At 61.1% G+C, this 15,782-nt stretch carries 14 protein-coding genes; 7 read left to right on the top strand and 7 right to left on the bottom strand.

Features of this window, described 5'->3' with window-relative positions:
- From ubiG to yfaE, 4 genes are all read left to right on the top strand, one after another.
- The gene (ubiG, locus tag AWX27_RS05905) at positions 1–726 is read left to right on the top strand and encodes a bifunctional 2-polyprenyl-6-hydroxyphenol methylase/3-demethylubiquinol 3-O-methyltransferase UbiG (RefSeq protein WP_047730871.1); all 726 of its coding nucleotides are present in this window, start codon (positions 1–3) and stop codon (positions 724–726) included.
- A 437-nt stretch (positions 727–1,163) separates the two neighbouring features.
- Complete coding sequence (gene nrdA, locus AWX27_RS05900) at positions 1,164–3,452, top strand: class 1a ribonucleoside-diphosphate reductase subunit alpha (RefSeq protein WP_033648028.1); 2,289 nt, start codon at positions 1,164–1,166, stop codon at positions 3,450–3,452.
- Between the two features lie 67 nt (positions 3,453–3,519).
- Positions 3,520–4,650 (top strand): class Ia ribonucleoside-diphosphate reductase subunit beta, encoded by a 1,131-nt coding sequence (gene nrdB / locus AWX27_RS05895; protein ID WP_019453694.1) that lies wholly within the window; start codon positions 3,520–3,522, stop codon positions 4,648–4,650.
- A gap of 3 nt (positions 4,651–4,653) precedes the next feature.
- Positions 4,654–4,914, top strand: a complete 261-nt coding sequence (gene yfaE / locus AWX27_RS05890; protein WP_033653779.1) for a class I ribonucleotide reductase maintenance protein YfaE — start codon at positions 4,654–4,656, stop codon at positions 4,912–4,914.
- Between the two features lie 59 nt (positions 4,915–4,973).
- On the opposite strand, the gene AWX27_RS25425 is transcribed toward yfaE, so the two are convergent.
- Positions 4,974–5,126, bottom strand: a complete 153-nt coding sequence (locus tag AWX27_RS25425; protein ID WP_004935921.1) for a Hok/Gef family protein — start codon at positions 5,124–5,126, stop codon at positions 4,974–4,976.
- Between the two features lie 231 nt (positions 5,127–5,357).
- Positions 5,358–6,179, bottom strand: coding sequence for an AraC family transcriptional regulator (locus AWX27_RS05880; protein ID WP_060420087.1), 822 nt, complete (start codon positions 6,177–6,179; stop codon positions 5,358–5,360).
- Positions 6,180–6,295: 116 nt separating this feature from the next.
- Between AWX27_RS05880 and AWX27_RS05875 the strand changes: the two genes are divergently transcribed.
- Positions 6,296–7,504, top strand: coding sequence for an FAD-dependent oxidoreductase (locus tag AWX27_RS05875; protein ID WP_230200950.1), 1,209 nt, complete (start codon positions 6,296–6,298; stop codon positions 7,502–7,504).
- 3 nt (positions 7,505–7,507) lie between these two features.
- Here the strand turns inward: AWX27_RS05875 and AWX27_RS05870 are convergent, their stop codons facing one another.
- The gene (locus AWX27_RS05870; protein ID WP_060420082.1) at positions 7,508–8,704 is read right to left on the bottom strand and encodes a nicotinamide mononucleotide deamidase-related protein YfaY; all 1,197 of its coding nucleotides are present in this window, start codon (positions 8,702–8,704) and stop codon (positions 7,508–7,510) included.
- A gap of 245 nt (positions 8,705–8,949) precedes the next feature.
- Here AWX27_RS05870 and tyrP point away from each other — a divergent pair, with 245 nt between their 5' ends.
- Positions 8,950–10,158, top strand: coding sequence for a tyrosine transporter TyrP (tyrP, locus tag AWX27_RS05865; protein ID WP_060420079.1), 1,209 nt, complete (start codon positions 8,950–8,952; stop codon positions 10,156–10,158).
- 47 nt (positions 10,159–10,205) lie between these two features.
- On the opposite strand, the gene AWX27_RS05860 is transcribed toward tyrP, so the two are convergent.
- Entirely contained in the window at positions 10,206–10,745 is a 540-nt protein-coding gene (locus AWX27_RS05860) for a YfaZ family outer membrane protein (protein WP_049200187.1), read from the bottom strand.
- 338 nt (positions 10,746–11,083) lie between these two features.
- On the opposite strand from AWX27_RS05860, the gene katA reads away from it, so the two are divergent.
- Positions 11,084–12,520 (top strand): catalase KatA, encoded by a 1,437-nt coding sequence (katA, locus tag AWX27_RS05855; RefSeq protein WP_060420075.1) that lies wholly within the window; start codon positions 11,084–11,086, stop codon positions 12,518–12,520.
- Positions 12,521–12,563: 43 nt separating this feature from the next.
- Here katA and menE read toward each other — a convergent pair whose 3' ends face one another.
- Genes menE through menB form a run of 3 tightly spaced genes read right to left on the bottom strand, consistent with a single transcriptional unit; the run spans position 12,564 to position 15,777 of the window.
- The gene (gene menE, locus AWX27_RS05850; RefSeq protein ID WP_060420072.1) at positions 12,564–13,949 is read right to left on the bottom strand and encodes an o-succinylbenzoate--CoA ligase; all 1,386 of its coding nucleotides are present in this window, start codon (positions 13,947–13,949) and stop codon (positions 12,564–12,566) included.
- Complete coding sequence (menC, locus tag AWX27_RS05845; protein WP_060420069.1) at positions 13,937–14,920, bottom strand: o-succinylbenzoate synthase; 984 nt, start codon at positions 14,918–14,920, stop codon at positions 13,937–13,939. The genes menE and menC overlap by 13 nt, the downstream gene beginning before the upstream one ends.
- Positions 14,920–15,777, bottom strand: a complete 858-nt coding sequence (gene menB / locus AWX27_RS05840; protein ID WP_033635308.1) for a 1,4-dihydroxy-2-naphthoyl-CoA synthase — start codon at positions 15,775–15,777, stop codon at positions 14,920–14,922. Before menB ends, menC begins: the two co-directional genes overlap by 1 nt.
- Positions 15,778–15,782 lie beyond the last annotated feature (5 nt).

Below are 15,782 nucleotides of genomic sequence, written 5' to 3'. Positions count from 1 at the left end.
ATGAACGCAGAATCATCCAGCCGAGTGCAAAACGTTGACCACCAGGAAATCGCCAAGTTCGAGGCCGTCGCCTCCCGCTGGTGGGATCTGGAAGGCGAGTTCAAACCGCTGCACCGCATCAACCCGCTGCGCCTGAACTACATCATGCAGCGCGCCGACGGCATTTTTGACAAGCAGGTGCTCGACGTGGGCTGCGGCGGCGGCATTCTGGCGGAAAGCATGGCGCGCGAAGGCGCCAAGGTCACCGGCTTGGACATGGGCGCGGAGCCGCTGCAGGTCGCGCGGCTGCACGCGCTGGAAAGCGGCATGAACGTCACTTACGTGCAGGAGACGGTGGAAAGCCACGCTCAGGCCAACCCGCAACGCTATGACGTCGTCACCTGCATGGAGATGCTGGAGCACGTGCCGGATCCGGCCTCGGTGGTGCGCGCCTGCGCCCAGTTGGTGAAACCGGGCGGCCATGTGTTCTTCTCCACCATCAACCGCAACACCAAAGCCTGGCTGATGGCGGTGATCGGCGCGGAGTACGTGCTGAAGATGGTGCCGCAGGGCACCCACGATCATAAGAAGTTCATTCGCCCTTCCGAACTGATCGGCTGGGTCGACGGCACGCCGCTGCGCGAAAAGCACATGATCGGCCTGCATTACAACCCGATCACCGATCATTTCAAGCTTGGACGCAACGTTGACGTGAACTACATGGTGCACACCCAGCACGAAGGCTAAGCGTTGTAAACCGCGCCGGCCCTGAATTACCGGGGGCGGCGCCGGCGGAGCATTCGGAAAAATACCTAATTTCCGCGACTTCGATCAAAATAGCCGTTGTAAACAGTTTTTTAGAATATTAAATCAGATCAATATGCCGTTTTTTTCTAACGTTTAATAAAACGCCAAACGATCGGTTTTTTCAGTTTTTCAGTAAAATCTGATCGCGCTTATTGACAAGCTTGTCGCGCCAGTCACGGCGCGCGCTTCGCGCCGCAAGTTAAATTTCACCCCCAAGTTATCCACAAATTAGGCCGGTTTTGTTCACTTGCAAACGCCGTTTTTTCTCACTATCTTGTTACCTCATCGACATACAACCCCTATATATAGTGTTTACATACTGAGCAGAGCGACTACACTTCTGCTTAGGGGCACCATACGGACAGGTAAAACACCACATGAACCAAAGTCTGCTTGTAACTAAACGCGATGGCCGTAAAGAGCGCATCAATCTCGACAAAATCCACCGGGTCATCGATTGGGCCGCAGAAGGATTACACAACGTCTCGGTTTCTCAAGTAGAGTTGCGTTCACACATTCAGTTTTATGACGGCATCAAAACCGCCGACATTCATGAAACCATCATCAAAGCCGCAGCCGATCTGATCTCCCGCGATGCGCCGGACTATCAGTACCTGGCCGCTCGCCTGGCGATCTTCCACCTGCGCAAAAAAGCTTATGGCCAGTTCGAGCCGCCGAAGCTGCACGCCCACGTCACTCGCATGGTCGAGATGGGCAAATACGATAAGCATCTGCTGGAAGACTACAGCGCTGAAGAGTTCGAGCAGATGGATTCCTTTATCGATCACTGGCGCGACATGAACTTCTCCTATGCCGCCGTCAAGCAGCTGGAAGGCAAGTATCTGGTGCAGAACCGCGTCAGCGGCGAGATTTACGAAAGCGCCCAGTTCCTGTATATGCTGGTGTCCGCTTGCCTGTTCTCCAACTACCCGCGTGAAACTCGTCTGGATTACGTCAAACGTTTCTACGACGCGATTTCCACCTTCAAGATTTCGCTGCCTACGCCGATCATGTCCGGCGTGCGCACCCCAACCCGCCAGTTCAGCTCCTGCGTACTGATCGAGTGCGGCGACAGCCTGGACTCCATCAACGCCACCTCCAGCGCCATTGTGAAATACGTTTCGCAGCGCGCCGGCATCGGCATCAACGCCGGCCGCATCCGCGCGCTGGGCAGCCCAATCCGTGGCGGTGAAGCCTTCCATACCGGCTGTATTCCGTTCTACAAACACTTCCAGACCGCCGTTAAATCCTGCTCGCAGGGTGGCGTGCGCGGTGGCGCGGCAACGCTGTTCTACCCGATGTGGCACCTGGAAGTGGAAAGCCTGCTGGTGTTGAAAAACAACCGCGGCGTTGAAGGCAACCGCGTGCGTCACATGGACTACGGCGTGCAGCTGAACCGCCTGATGTACCAGCGTCTGATCAAGGGCGAAGACATCACCCTGTTCAGCCCGTCCGACGTGCCGGGGCTGTATGACGCGTTCTTCGCCGATCAGGACGAATTCGAACGCCTGTATACCCAGTACGAGAAAGACGACAGCATTCGCCAGAAGCGCGTGAAAGCGGTTGAGCTGTTCTCGCTGATGATGCAAGAGCGCGCCTCTACCGGCCGCATCTACATCCAGAACGTCGACCACTGTAACACCCACAGCCCGTTCGATCCGCAGATCGCGCCGGTGCGTCAGTCCAACCTGTGCCTGGAAATCGCCCTGCCGACCAAGCCGCTGGAAGACGTCAACGACGAAAACGGCGAGATTGCGCTGTGCACCCTGTCCGCCTTCAACCTGGGCGCGATCGACAGCCTGGACGACCTGGAAGAATTGGCAACCCTGGCGGTGCGCTCGCTCGACGCCCTGCTGGATTATCAGGATTATCCGATCAAGGCCGCACACCGTGGCGCGATGGGCCGCCGCACCTTGGGCATCGGCGTCATCAACTTCGCCTATTACCTGGCGAAGAACGGCGTGCGCTACTCCGACGGCAGCGCCAACAACCTGACGCACAAAACGTTCGAAGCCATTCAGTACTACCTGCTGAAAGCCTCCAACCGTCTGGCTCAGGAACAAGGCGCTTGCCCGTGGTTCAAAGAGACCACTTATTCGCAGGGTATCCTGCCGATCGACACTTACAAGAAAGACCTGGATGCTGTCTGCAACGAGCCGCTGCACTACGACTGGGAAACCCTGCGTAAAGAGATCCAGGAAACCGGCCTGCGCAACTCGACCCTGTCTGCGCTGATGCCGTCGGAAACCTCTTCGCAGATTTCCAACGCCACCAACGGCATCGAGCCGCCGCGCGGCCACATCAGCATCAAGGCGTCGAAAGACGGCATCCTGCGCCAGGTGGTGCCGGAGTATGAGCGTCTGAAAGACAACTACGAGCTGCTGTGGGAAATGCCAAGCAACGACGGCTATCTGCAGCTGGTGGGGCTGATGCAGAAATTCATCGACCAGTCGATTTCGGCCAACACCAACTACGATCCGACCCGCTTCCCGGGCGGCAAGGTGCCGATGAAGCAGCTGTTGAAAGACCTGCTCACCACCTACAAGTTCGGCGTGAAAACGCTGTACTACCAAAACACCCGCGACGGTGCGGAAGACGCCCAGGAAGATTTGCAGCCTGCCAAGGCCGGCGATGACGACTGCGAAAGCGGCGCCTGCAAGATCTAAAGTTTGACCTAGCGGGCCGGAATTTTCCGGCCCCTTCATTTAGCCACGTTACGATGGATTCAGGCTTATGGCTTACACCACTTTTTCTCAGACCAAAAACGACCAGCTGCAAGAGCCGATGTTCTTCGGCCAGTCGGTAAACGTTGCGCGTTTCGACCAGCAAAAGCATGAAATCTTCGAAAAACTGATCGAAAAACAGCTCTCCTTCTTCTGGCGCCCGGAAGAAGTTGACGTCTCCCGCGATCGCATCGATTACCAGGCGCTGCCGGAGCACGAGAAGCACATCTTCATCAGCAACCTGAAGTATCAGACGCTGCTGGATTCCATCCAGGGCCGCAGCCCGAACGTCGCGCTGCTGCCGCTGATCTCGATCCCTGAGCTGGAAACCTGGGTGGAAACCTGGTCGTTCTCCGAGACTATCCACTCCCGTTCCTACACTCACATCATCCGCAACATCGTCAACGATCCGGCGCTGGTGTTCGACGACATCGTCACCAACGAAGAGATCAAGAAGCGCGCGAAAGACATCTCCGGCTACTACGACGATCTGATCGAGATGACCAGCTACTATCACCTGCTGGGTGAAGGCACCCACCAGGTGAACGGTAAAACCGTCACCGTCAATCTGCGTGCGCTGAAGAAGCAGCTGTACCTGTGCCTGATGAGCGTGAACGCGCTGGAAGCGATCCGCTTCTACGTCAGCTTTGCCTGCTCCTTCGCGTTCGCCGAGCGCGAACTGATGGAAGGCAACGCCAAAATCATCAAGCTGATCGCCCGCGACGAAGCGCTGCACCTGACCGGCACCCAGCACATGCTGAACCTGATGCGTTCCGGCGCCGACGATCCGGAAATGGCAGAGATTGCCGAAGAATGCCAGCAGCAGTGCTACGATCTGTTCGTGCTGGCCGCCCAGCAGGAAAAAGAGTGGGCGGAATACCTGTTCCGCGACGGTTCGATGATCGGCCTGAACAAAGACATCCTGTGCCAATATGTGGAGTACATCACCAATATCCGCATGCAGGCGGTCGGCCTCGGTCTGCCGTTCGAAACCCGCTCCAACCCGATCCCGTGGATCAACGCCTGGTTGGTATCCGACAACGTACAGGTAGCGCCGCAGGAAGTTGAAGTGAGCTCCTACCTGGTTGGCCAGATCGACTCGGAGATCAACGCCGACGACCTGAGCGACTTCGAACTGTAAGCGATGGCGACGCCAATCGTAACGCTGCGCGCCGCCGGCACGCAGCTCTCCTGCCCCAACAGTGAAAACTGCCTGCTCGACGTGCTGGAACTGCACGACGTGCAGGTGGAGTACCAATGCCGCTCCGGCTATTGCGGCGCCTGCCGCCTGAAGCTGGTGAAAGGCGAAGTGGCCTACCGCCAACAGCCGTTGGCGTTTATCAATGCCGGCGAGATCCTGCCCTGCTGCTGTATGCCGCTGACGGACATCGAGCTGGAAATGTAAAGTCGGGTGCCGGAAACCGCGCCTGGAGACCAGAAGGCGGGGTTGCCCCCGCCCTATGATTACCGCTTCACCTCACACGCCAACCTGATCAGGATAGTGATATTTTCCTGGTAGATTTTCAGCTCGCACAGCGAGTCTCTTATCATCCAGATAAATAACAAAACCGTAATACATACAACGGTTAGCGAATGAAACACATGCCTTAAGCGCATGCTTGCCTCCTTGCTGTGAAGGGGCTACCATACCGGTGTCTAGGCGGTATGTGCAGCCCCATTCTGATTGAGAGTCAGTTTGGGGCTTTCATCTATCCGCCTTGTCACACAATGCCCAAGACGAACAGTCTCAAGCACCCGCCAAAAGAGTAACAGCATTCCCTCGCCGCGAATATCCCCTATAAGATTATGATTAATCAGGGATATATAACCATCCTCAAAGTATTTCGCTTAGCGCCCCTTTCCTGCCGATGCGGAAAAATAACGCGCCGGAGAATCGCCAAAGGCTTTGCGAAACATGGCAATAAAATTGCTCGGCGAGGCATACCCCAGCGTTTCCGCGATCTGCAATACCGTTTCACCTTCGGCCAGCTTCGCCAATGCATATGACAACCGAGCCTGCTGGCGCCACTGGGTAAAACTCAGCCCCGTTTCGCCGATCATCAGCCGCCGCAGGGTACGCGGCGACATCGCCCCCCATTCGGCCCAGGCTTCCAGCGAACGCTCGCTCCCCGGCTGCGCCAGCAAGGCCTGCAGAACGCCGGCCAGGCGCGGATGGGACGACATCGGCAAATGCAGCGGCTCCGTTGGCGCCAGACGTATCTCGTCCCGCATCACCTGCGCCATGCGATCCTGCTCCAGGGTGAGCGCGCTGCGTTTATCCCAGCCTTCTGCTCGCAGAGCCAGCGCCTGCAACACGGGGCTAATACCGATGACGCAGGGTGCATTCGACAGATCGTTGCAGGCCTCCGGCGCCAGCAGCAAACTCCAGCCGCTCAGCGCGCCGCAGACCTGCACCCGGTGCTGCGTCGCCGGCGGGATCCACCCCGCCCGCTGCGGCGGCAGCACCCAATCGCCGTGCGCCGTGCGTATATGCAGCAAACCGCTTTCGACGCACAACAGCTGCCCGCGTACATGCTGATGCCAGCCGTATTCGCGCGTGCCCAACCGATACTCCCGGCCTGCCGCGTCGCGGCCGCCAAGGGCGATCAGCCAGGGGCCCGCCCGCCATTCGCTGCAGTCAGCGTCGGCGAAGTGAGGATTATCGTTCATATTGGCCACTTATCACTATTTTTAGTCCAGATACCGTTATATCAACCTTTTCCTGCGCCGACATAATGAAATGCTTCCGGCCGCTCCCGTTTGTGGCCACTGACTCACGAGGGAACATGATGACAACACTCAGCATTGGCATTATCGGCGCCGGGCCCGGCGGCCTGTGTCTGGCTCAGGGACTGCATCGCTTCGGCATCCACGCCACGGTGTTTGAACGTGACACCACGCCGCAAGCGCGCGATCAGGGCTACCGGCTGCGCATCGATCCGACGGGCCAGCAGGCACTGGCCGCCTGTCTGCCGCCGGCGCATTACCGGTTGCTCTGTGCCGGCAGCGCGCAAAACAGCGGCGAGAGCAATCTATGGGATCCGCAGCTTGCCCCGCTCAACGCCCGACGCCCCGAGCACTGGCTGCCCTCCAGCCCGCGGCAGGCGCAGGAACCGAGCGGCGATCTCGGCATTCATCGGCAAACGCTGCGCGAAATCCTGCTCACCGGTCTGCAAGACCGGGTGCGCTTCGGCTATACCCTGCGTGAGTTTGCACAAACGCCGCAGGGCCTGGAGCTTCAGTTCGCCAACGGCGAGCATGTGCGGGTCGATGTGCTGATCGCCGCCGACGGCGTCAACTCGCTGGTGCGGCGGCGCTGCCTGCCCGAGGCGGGGCCCGAAGACAGCGGCGCGGTCACCCTCTACGGCAAAACGCCGCTCGATGCGGCGACCTGTGCCCAATTGGCCCCCGAATTGCTGCGCGGCGTGTCGATCGTCTTCGCCGACGGCTTGTCGCTGGTGATTGAACCGATGCGCTTTCAGGCGCCCATGGCGCAGCTGGCAGCCGACTATGCGCCGGACTGCCCCCTCACGCCGGTAGACGACTATCTCTATTGGGCCTGTATCGGAACGGCTGAACGGCTCGGCGGGCCGGCGCGGGCGGAGGGAAGCGCTGCGCTGCAGGCGCGCGTAAGGCATATCTCGCAGGGATGGGCCCCCGCTCTGCAAGCGGCGTTAGCGCTGGCGGATCCCCTGTCGCTCAGCGTGCGGGCGGTGCAGGTCACGCAGACGATGCCGGTGTGGCACAGCGAACGCATCGCCTTTCTCGGCGACGCCGTGCACGCCATGAGCCCGGCGGGCGGGCTCGGCGCCAACACCGCGTTGGCGGACGCCGCCAGCCTGGCGATGCATCTGGCGCAGGCCGGCAGCGCCGCGCAGGCGCTCAAGGACTATGGTGCAGATCTGCAAACGCGGGGCGCGGCGGCGATACGCCTTTCACGCCTGGCGTCCGAACGGTTGCAGCAAAACCGTGACGCCGGCGACTCAGCATCATGACCGTCACTCGATAATTTCCACCACCTCCAGCCAGGCGTTTTTACCGCACGCCTGGCCCCCATTCAGCCAGCGGCGCAGCATATCCAGCGCCAGCATCGCCACCGACTCCTGCCGCAGCCGCAGGCCGTGGCGCAACGCCCGATAACGCACCGTCTGGCCAATGCCGCCGCGCGGCGTATGCAGCGCAATGCTCACCTGCTCGTCGCGCATGGCGCTGACCGCCAACGCCAACGGCGCACCGGTCAATTCCGCCAGCGAGCGGGCGCGCGCCAGCGTCGTTTCCAGCGTTTCGATGCAGTGCGCCGGCAGCAGCTCGCCCCCCGCCAGCGGCGCCCCTTCGCTCTGCAGCTGCAGATTGATCAACCCGGCGCTGAACTGCTCGCTCAACGCCAGCTTCAGCCCTTGCTGATTCAGACACTGCGCCAGCGTCGCCGGCAACCCGGCGGTGCCTTCAAAGATGCAGTTGTCCCCCGCCACCTCGCGCACGCGCCGCCAGGCCTGCTCCATCTCCGCACGCCGGCTTTCAGGCCCGGTCAGCTTCAGCTCGATAATCGGGCTGGATGAGCGGTAGCCCAGCACCACTTCCGGCGGCAGCGGCATGCCATCCAGCTCGGCGGCCAGATCGCTCTCGGAGGTGCCGAAGGTGGTCAGGCGCAGGCACAGCGGCGGCGCTGGCAAGGTGAAGCGCTGGCGCAGGCGCGGCACGATCTGCTGTTCGACCATCACTTTGAATTCCGACGGCACGCCGGGGGTGAAGAACATCTGACATTTGTTCAGCTGCAGCGCAAACCCACAGGCGGTGCCTACCGGGTTATCCAGCATTTCCGCGTTGGCCGGGATCTGCGCCTGCTTGCGGTTGGAAGGGGCCATCGGCCGCCCGCGCTCGGCGAAATAGGCTTCCATGCGTGCCAGCCAGTCGGCCCGTTCGACCAGCTCGACGCCACAGGCTTTCGCGGCGGCCAGCGCGCTGAGATCGTCGCTGGTCGGCCCCAGGCCGCCGTTGACGATCAGCACATCGGCGATATGGCTTCGTTCCTGCAGGATCTCGATCAACGCAGAGAGGCTGTCCCCGACCGTTTCACGCCCGCTCATCGGCACCCCCTGCTGGAACAGGTAGTCCGCCAGCCAGGCGGCGTTGGTATCAATAATTTGCCCGTGCAGCACCTCATCGCCGGTGCTGAGCATCTCCACCCTTAACATTGATCTCTCCCACATTTTTTGGTCATTCCACTATAGAAGCCCGTAAATAACTTTTCACTAGCCGCCTGCGGATAATTTCAGCCATGGGCCCGTTCCTCATGCGCCATGCAGCCCGCCGCAATGTAAACATTTTTGTACATCATGCGTAACGCCGGTTTGACACAAATTAGGGCTTCCACTATCCTGCCATCCTCATAAATCGTTACCTATAATTTTCAAAATCTTTCGGCTGGTAGAGAAAAAACGTGAAGAATCGCACTCTTGGCAGTGTTTTTATCGTGGCGGGCACCACCATTGGCGCCGGGATGCTGGCGATGCCGCTGGCGGCAGCCGGCGTCGGCTTCGGCGTCACGCTGGCCTTACTGATCGGGCTGTGGCTGTTGATGTGTTACACCGCGCTGCTGCTGGTGGAGGTTTACCAGCATGAGCAAGCGGATACCGGTCTGGGCACGCTCGCCAAACGTTATCTCGGCGGCGGCGGCCAGTGGCTGACCAGTTTTAGCATGATGTTCCTGATGTACGCCCTCACCGCCGCCTATATCAGCGGCGCCGGCGAACTGCTCGCCACCAGCATCAGCCAATGGACGTCGCAGGACTTCCCGGTGTCACTCGGCGTGCTGCTGTTCACCCTGGTGGCCGGCGGCGTGGTGTGCATCGGCACCCACTCGGTCGACTTGTTCAACCGCATCCTGTTCAGCGCCAAAGTGGTGTTTCTGGTGGTGATGCTCGGCCTGATGTTGCCGAATATCCACCAGACCAATCTGATGACGTTGCCGCTGGAGCAAGGCCTGGCGCTGTCGGCCATTCCGGTTATTTTCACCTCCTTCGGCTTCCACGGCAGCGTGCCGAGCATCGTCAACTACATGGGCGGCAACATTCGCAAACTGCGTTGGGTGTTTATCATCGGCAGCGCGATCCCGCTGATCGCCTATATTTTCTGGCAGCTGGCGACGCTGGGCAGCATCAGCTCCGACACCTTCGTCGGCATTCTGGCGCAGCAGGCCGGGCTGAACGGCCTGTTGCAGGCGGTGCGCGATGCGGTGGCTTCACCGCACGTTGAACTGGCGGTGCATCTGTTCGCCGATCTGGCGCTGGCGACCTCATTCCTCGGCGTGGCGCTCGGGCTGTTCGATTTCCTGGCCGACCTGTTCAAGCGGCAAGACAACGTGCGTGGCCGCCTGCAAACCGGTGCCATCACCTTCCTGCCACCGCTGGCCTTTGCGCTGTTCTACCCGCGCGGCTTCGTGCTGGCGTTGGGATTCGCCGCCATCGCCCTGTCGGTGCTGGCGCTGCTGTTGCCTTCACTGCTGGTGTGGAAAACGCGCCAAAAACATCAGGCGCAGTATCGCGTCTGGGGCGGTACGCCGGCGCTGGCGTTGGTGTTTGTCTGCGGGGTGACGGTCATCGCGATTCAACTGGGCATCGCCAGCGGCATGCTGCCGGCGGTGGGGTAAGCCAGGCAGAAAAGATAAAGGGGCCTGAAGGCCCCTTTTTCGCAGCGTCAGAAGCTCAGACCCACGCCGACGTAAGGGCCATCGGCCAGCGTATTGTCACGCCGTCCGTCTTTGCCTTCCATTTGCATGTAACGGTAGCCCACGTCCACGCTCAGCGGACGGAACTTCCAGCGCAGGCCGCCGCTGGCTTCGTTATAGGCTTTCACGCCGCTGGTGAAGGATTCAGGCGCAAAGTACCCTTCGCCGTGCAGGCTGAAGTAACGGTTAATCTCCCACTCCAGGCCGCCGCCCAGCGCCACCGCCCCGCCGCTCTTCCCGTCTTTCGGGCTGAGGTACAGCGCTTTGGCACCCACGGTCGCCGTCAACGGCCCCAGCGGCACGCCGAAGTTCAGCCCCAGGCTGCCGACGTTGCCGTCGTGGTCGCTGCGCGCCCAGTTGCCGGTCAGGCCCAGGCCTGAAGAGCCGGTGCTCATGCCGACGCCCAGGTTGGTGTAGTGCTGCCCGGCTTCGCCCGACACGCTGATGGCGTTCGCCGCACCGGTCACAAACAGCAATCCTGCCGCGCACGCGACCCAAGTCTTTTTCATCATCTTTCCCTCTGGTTTGTCATCCGTACCGAATGATCGAATCAACGCATAATAATAACGTCACGAGTCTATACCAAAGCGCAATGAGTATTTAAGGGATAAAAGCGAAAAAATTCTTCAATAATCAAATAAATGTAAATATTTGCAAACAAGATTCTATATTCGTCAAGGCGATGCCAACGATAACCGAGACCTATTTGCCGCCGCGCGCCAATAGGGCTACAACTAGTAGTGGCTTTGACCAAGGTCAGGGGAAGAAGCCCCGCCAAAGGACTATGCTGATGAACGCTTAAACCGCCCGAGTCTTTACTTAACTGCACTACGATAAGGAGCAAGTGATGAGCAAGAAAGGACTGACCACCGCAGCCGGCGCCCCGGTTGTCGATAACAATAACGTGATCACCGCAGGCAAACGCGGCCCAATGCTGTTGCAGGACGTGTGGTTCCTGGAAAAACTGGCCCACTTCGACCGTGAGGTTATCCCCGAGCGCCGCATGCACGCCAAAGGATCCGGCGCCTACGGCACCTTTACCGTTACCCACGACATCACCCGCTATACGCGCGCCAAGATCTTCTCCGAGGTCGGCAAACAGACCGACATGTTTATCCGCTTCTCCACCGTCGCCGGTGAGCGTGGCGCCGCCGACGCCGAGCGTGACATTCGCGGCTTCGCCATGAAGTTCTATACCGAAGAAGGCAACTGGGATCTGGTGGGCAACGATACGCCGGTGTTCTATCTGCGCGATCCGCTGAAGTTCCCCGATCTCAACCACGTGGTGAAACGCGATCCGCATACCAACCTGCGCAACCCCGTCTACAAGTGGGACTTCTTCTCCCACCTGCCGGAATCGCTGCACCAGCTGACCATCGACTTCAGCGATCGCGGCATTCCGAAATCCTACCGTCACATGCACGGTTTCGGCAGCCACACCTTCAGCTTTATCAATGCCGCCAACGAACGTTTCTGGGTGAAATTCCACTTCCGCTGCGAGCAAGGCATTGAAAACCTGATGGATGAAGAAGCGGAAGCGATCATCGCCAAGGATCGCGAAAGCTCACAGCGCGATCTGTTCGACGCGATCAAACGCGGCGACTTCCCGCGCTGGAAGCTGCAAATTCAGATCATGCCGGAACACGAAGCCTCGCAGACGCCATATAACCCGTTCGATCTGACCAAGGTGTGGCCGCACGGCGACTATCCGCTGATCGACGTCGGCTATTTCGAGCTGAACCGCAACCCCGACAACTACTTCTCAGAGGTTGAGCAGGTAGCGATGAACCCCGCCAACGTGGTGCCGGGCATCAGTTTCTCGCCGGATAAAATGCTGCAGGGCCGTCTGTTCTCCTATGGCGATGCGCACCGTTATCGCCTGGGCGTCAACCACCACCAGATCCCGGTGAACGGCGCCAAATGCCCGTTCCACAACTACCATCGCGACGGCGCGATGCGCGTGGACGGCAACAGCGGCAACGGCGCCACCTACGAACCGAACAGCTTCGGCCTGTTCCAGGAGCAGCCGGACTTCAGCGAGCCGCCGCTGAGCATTGAGGGCGCGGCCGACCACTGGAATCATCGTGAAGACGACGATTACTACAGCCAGCCGCGCGCGCTGTTCAACCTGCTGAGCGCCGAAGAGCACCAGCGCATGTTCACCCGCATCGCCGGCGAACTGTCGCAGGTGCCGGAACACATCCAGCGCCGTCAGGTCGAGCTATTCACCAAGGTGCACCCGGACTACGGCGCCGGCGTCGCCAAGGCGCTGGGGCTGAAATAACCCCCTGCTGCCATCCGCTCAGCCGCCCTGTCGGGCGGCTTTTTTATGCCTGAGAGAGACGCTGTGCCACCCACTGCTGCAACTGGCGGCGCGAAATCTTGATGCCCCCGTTTTTCAGCTCCTCAGGCAACGGGAGCAACGCCGCCGGGCGTTGGAAATTGGCCAGCTTATCCTGCGACCAGGCGAGCAACGCCGCCAGCGACAGCGACGGTTCGCCGTCGATCACCGCCACCGGCCGCTGGCCGAACTCGGCGTCCGCCACCGGCACCACAAACGCCTGCGTGATCTGCGGATGCGCCGCCAGCACGCGTTCGATATCCTCCGGCTGCACCCCTTCACCGCCGCTGAAAAACAGGTTGTCCAACCGGCCGAGAATACGCAGTTCCCCCTCGGCCATCGCGCCGCGATCGCGGGTCGCAAACCAGCCCTGTTCATCGGCCAGCGGCTGCAGATGCCCATGACGCCAGTAGCCGAGCGCCAGGCTGTCGGCCCGGATCCAGACTTCTTCGTCCACCAGTTTGATCTCGCGGCCGCCGAGCGGCAGGCCAACGCCCGGCCGCGCATCGGCGCGCTTGGCGCACACCGTGGAAGCCAGTTCGGTCAAGCCGTAGCCGCACCAGCAGCGGATCCCCGCCGCCTCCGCCCGTTCGGTCAGCGCCACCGGGATCATTGCGCCGCCGAGCAGCACCTCTTTCAGCGTCGTGCCCGTCAGCGGTTGCGCCAGCAGCCGCCAGAGCTGTGTCGGCACCAGCGAGGCATGCGTGCAGCCCACTAATGCCTCGGCCAGCGGATGCATTTCGCGCACTGCCAGCCGCGCACCCGCCGCCAGCCAGCGCCAGACGATGCCCTGGCCGGAGACGTGAAACAGCGGCAGTGACAGCAGCCAGCAATCCTCGCGCTGAAAATCCATCAACCGCAACACCCCGTCGGCGCTGGCCAGATGGTTGGCGTAGCTGTGTGCGGCCGCTTTCGGCATGCCGCTAGAGCCCGAGGTCAGCGTCAGCGTCGCCAGACGCCGCACATCCCACCTCGGCAGGTTCGGCCAGCGCGGCTCGGTCGAGGGCGGCGTCAATCGAATCACCTCTGCCGGCAGCGTCGGCAACGGATCCGGGCCGAAGGCAAAGGTGATGTCTAATTCGGGTAACAGCTGCGTCAGCAGCGGCGTCGGCAAGGCGGGATTGAGCGGCAACAGGCGCGCGCCGCATTGCAGCAGCGCCAGGTAGGCCAACAGCAGTGGATAGCTGTTTTTGCCGCACAGCGCCACGCCGCAGCCGGGCTCCACGCCCTGGTGCTGAAAATCCGCCGCCAGCTCATCCACCTGGCCTTGCAACGCCAGCCAGCTCAGCGGCTGTTCGCCGAGCAGCAGGGCCGTCGCCTGCGGCTGAAGGCGCGCCCAGTGTCGCCACGGCCAATCGCTTAACGGCGCCATAGGCACTCCAGCGCCGAAATATCCAGCAGCGGCAATGCGCTGCCCGGCCAAGGCCGCAGCACCTGCGCCTGCATCAGCCCCAGCGTATCCAGCCCCGGCACGGTGTCCGGCGTCAGCCAGCGGGCGATGCGCGCCAGCTGGATTAACCCCAGGCTGGACTCGATGCTGGAACTGATCACCGCCGTCAGCCCCGCCGCATGCGCCTGCGCCACCAGCGCCTGGCAGCGCGCCAGGCTGCCGACCAGCGTCGGCTTGATCACGATGGCTGCCACGCCCGGCTCGGCCTGCACCACAAAGTCCGCCTCACGCACGCTCTCATCCCAGGCGATGGCAATGCCGGTCGCCCGGGCGAAATCGCGCGATTCATCACGGGTCTTGCAGGGCTCTTCCAAAAAGGCGATGCGATCGCGCCACGCCGGGTTGACGTATTTGGCGAAACCGTCGGCTTTGGCGCGGGTCCAGCTGCGGTTGGCATCCAGCCGCAGCCGCAGATCCGGCAGCGCCTCCAGCAGCACGTTGACGATCATGCCGTCGCGCACCGCTTCATACAGCCCCACCTTCACTTTCGCGACTTTCTCGCCCGGCAAGGCGCTCAATATCTCGAACAGCTCGTCCGGATCGCCGGTGCACAGCGGCGCCTTGCGAAAATCCGCCTGCGTCGGCAAGCGCTGCTCCAGCTCGGCCTGCGCGCAGCTAATCCCAAAGGCCACCGAGGGCAGCGTGCTGTCATCCGGTTCATTGCCCGCCAACCAGGCCTGCAGCCAGTCCAACGCGGCCTGTTCGGCCTGCGCCAACGTTTCCTGGCTGAATTCCGGCAGCGGCGCGATCTCGCCCCAGCCTTCACGCTCGCCCTGACGCAGCTGCACCACCCATCCGTCACGCGTTTTCAACCGCTGATTGCGCAGCACCACGCCCGCCTCCATCGGCAGGCTGTAACGGTAAAGCGCCGCGCTGCGGTTTACCCCGCTCATTACGGGTTACGCTTGAATTTGCTGAAGTCCGGCTGACGCTTCTCGTTGAACGCGTTGCGCCCTTCTTGCCCTTCGTCGGTCATGTAGAACAGCATGGTGGCGTTGCCCGCCAGCTCCTGCAAACCGGCCTGGCCGTCGCAGTCGGCGTTCAGCGCCGCCTTCAGGCAGCGCAGCGCCATCGGGCTGTTCTGCAGCATTTCTCGGCACCAGCGCACCGTCTCTTTTTCCAGATCGGCCAGCGGCACCACGGTATTGACCAAGCCCATGTCCAACGCGGCAGCGGCATCGTACTGGCGGCACAGGAACCAGATTTCGCGCGCCTTCTTCTGGCCGACGATGCGCGCCATGTAAGACGCACCCCAGCCGCCGTCGAACGAGCCCACTTTCGGGCCGGTCTGGCCGAAGATGGCGTTATCCGCCGCGATGGTCAGATCGCACATCATGTGCAGCACGTGGCCGCCGCCGATCGAATAACCGGCCACCATCGCCACCACCGGTTTTGGGCAGGTGCGGATCTGGCGCTGGAAGTCCAGCACGTTGAGGTGATGCACGCCGCTGTCGTCGCGATAGCCACCGTAGTCGCCGCGCACTTTCTGATCGCCGCCGGAGCAGAAGGCCTTATCGCCGGCGCCGGTCAGAATAATGACGCCGATGCCGTCGTCGTAACGGGCGTTGGCCAGCGCGTCGATCATCTCTTTAACCGTTTGCGGGCGAAACGCATTGCGCACCTGCGGCCGGTTAATGGTGATTTTGGCGATGCCGTCGGCGGACTTGTGATACAGAATGTCTTCGAAATCGCCGGTGCAATCCTGCCAGGCGATGGCGGCATACAGCTGTTCTTCATTCGGATAAAGCATGTTCG

It is taken from the genome of Serratia sp. 2880STDY5682894 (assembly GCF_001537385.1).
Classification (GTDB): domain Bacteria; phylum Pseudomonadota; class Gammaproteobacteria; order Enterobacterales; family Enterobacteriaceae; genus Serratia; species Serratia nevei.
The sequence above is the reverse complement of the archived record's forward strand: the minus strand, read 5'-3'. Positions and strand labels throughout refer to the sequence as shown.

Bases quoted from the DNA above. Each gene is read 5' to 3' on its own strand.
- menC (WP_060420069.1), bottom strand. From the start codon at position 14,920: ATGAGCGGGGTAAACCGCAGCGCGGCGCTTTACCGTTACAGCCTGCCG.
- katA (WP_060420075.1), top strand. From the start codon at position 11,084: ATGAGCAAGAAAGGACTGACCACCGCAGCCGGCGCCCCGGTTGTCGAT.
- menE (WP_060420072.1), bottom strand. From the start codon at position 13,949: ATGGCGCCGTTAAGCGATTGGCCGTGGCGACACTGGGCGCGCCTTCAG.
- nrdB (WP_019453694.1), top strand. From the start codon at position 3,520: ATGGCTTACACCACTTTTTCTCAGACCAAAAACGACCAGCTGCAAGAG.
- yfaE (WP_033653779.1), top strand. From the start codon at position 4,654: ATGGCGACGCCAATCGTAACGCTGCGCGCCGCCGGCACGCAGCTCTCC.
- AWX27_RS05880 (WP_060420087.1), bottom strand. From the start codon at position 6,179: ATGAACGATAATCCTCACTTCGCCGACGCTGACTGCAGCGAATGGCGG.
- ubiG (WP_047730871.1), top strand. From the start codon at position 1: ATGAACGCAGAATCATCCAGCCGAGTGCAAAACGTTGACCACCAGGAA.
- AWX27_RS05875 (WP_230200950.1), top strand. From the start codon at position 6,296: ATGATGACAACACTCAGCATTGGCATTATCGGCGCCGGGCCCGGCGGC.
- nrdA (WP_033648028.1), top strand. From the start codon at position 1,164: ATGAACCAAAGTCTGCTTGTAACTAAACGCGATGGCCGTAAAGAGCGC.
- AWX27_RS05870 (WP_060420082.1), bottom strand. From the start codon at position 8,704: ATGTTAAGGGTGGAGATGCTCAGCACCGGCGATGAGGTGCTGCACGGG.
- AWX27_RS25425 (WP_004935921.1), bottom strand. From the start codon at position 5,126: ATGCGCTTAAGGCATGTGTTTCATTCGCTAACCGTTGTATGTATTACG.
- AWX27_RS05860 (WP_049200187.1), bottom strand. From the start codon at position 10,745: ATGAAAAAGACTTGGGTCGCGTGCGCGGCAGGATTGCTGTTTGTGACC.
- menB (WP_033635308.1), bottom strand. From the start codon at position 15,777: ATGCTTTATCCGAATGAAGAACAGCTGTATGCCGCCATCGCCTGGCAG.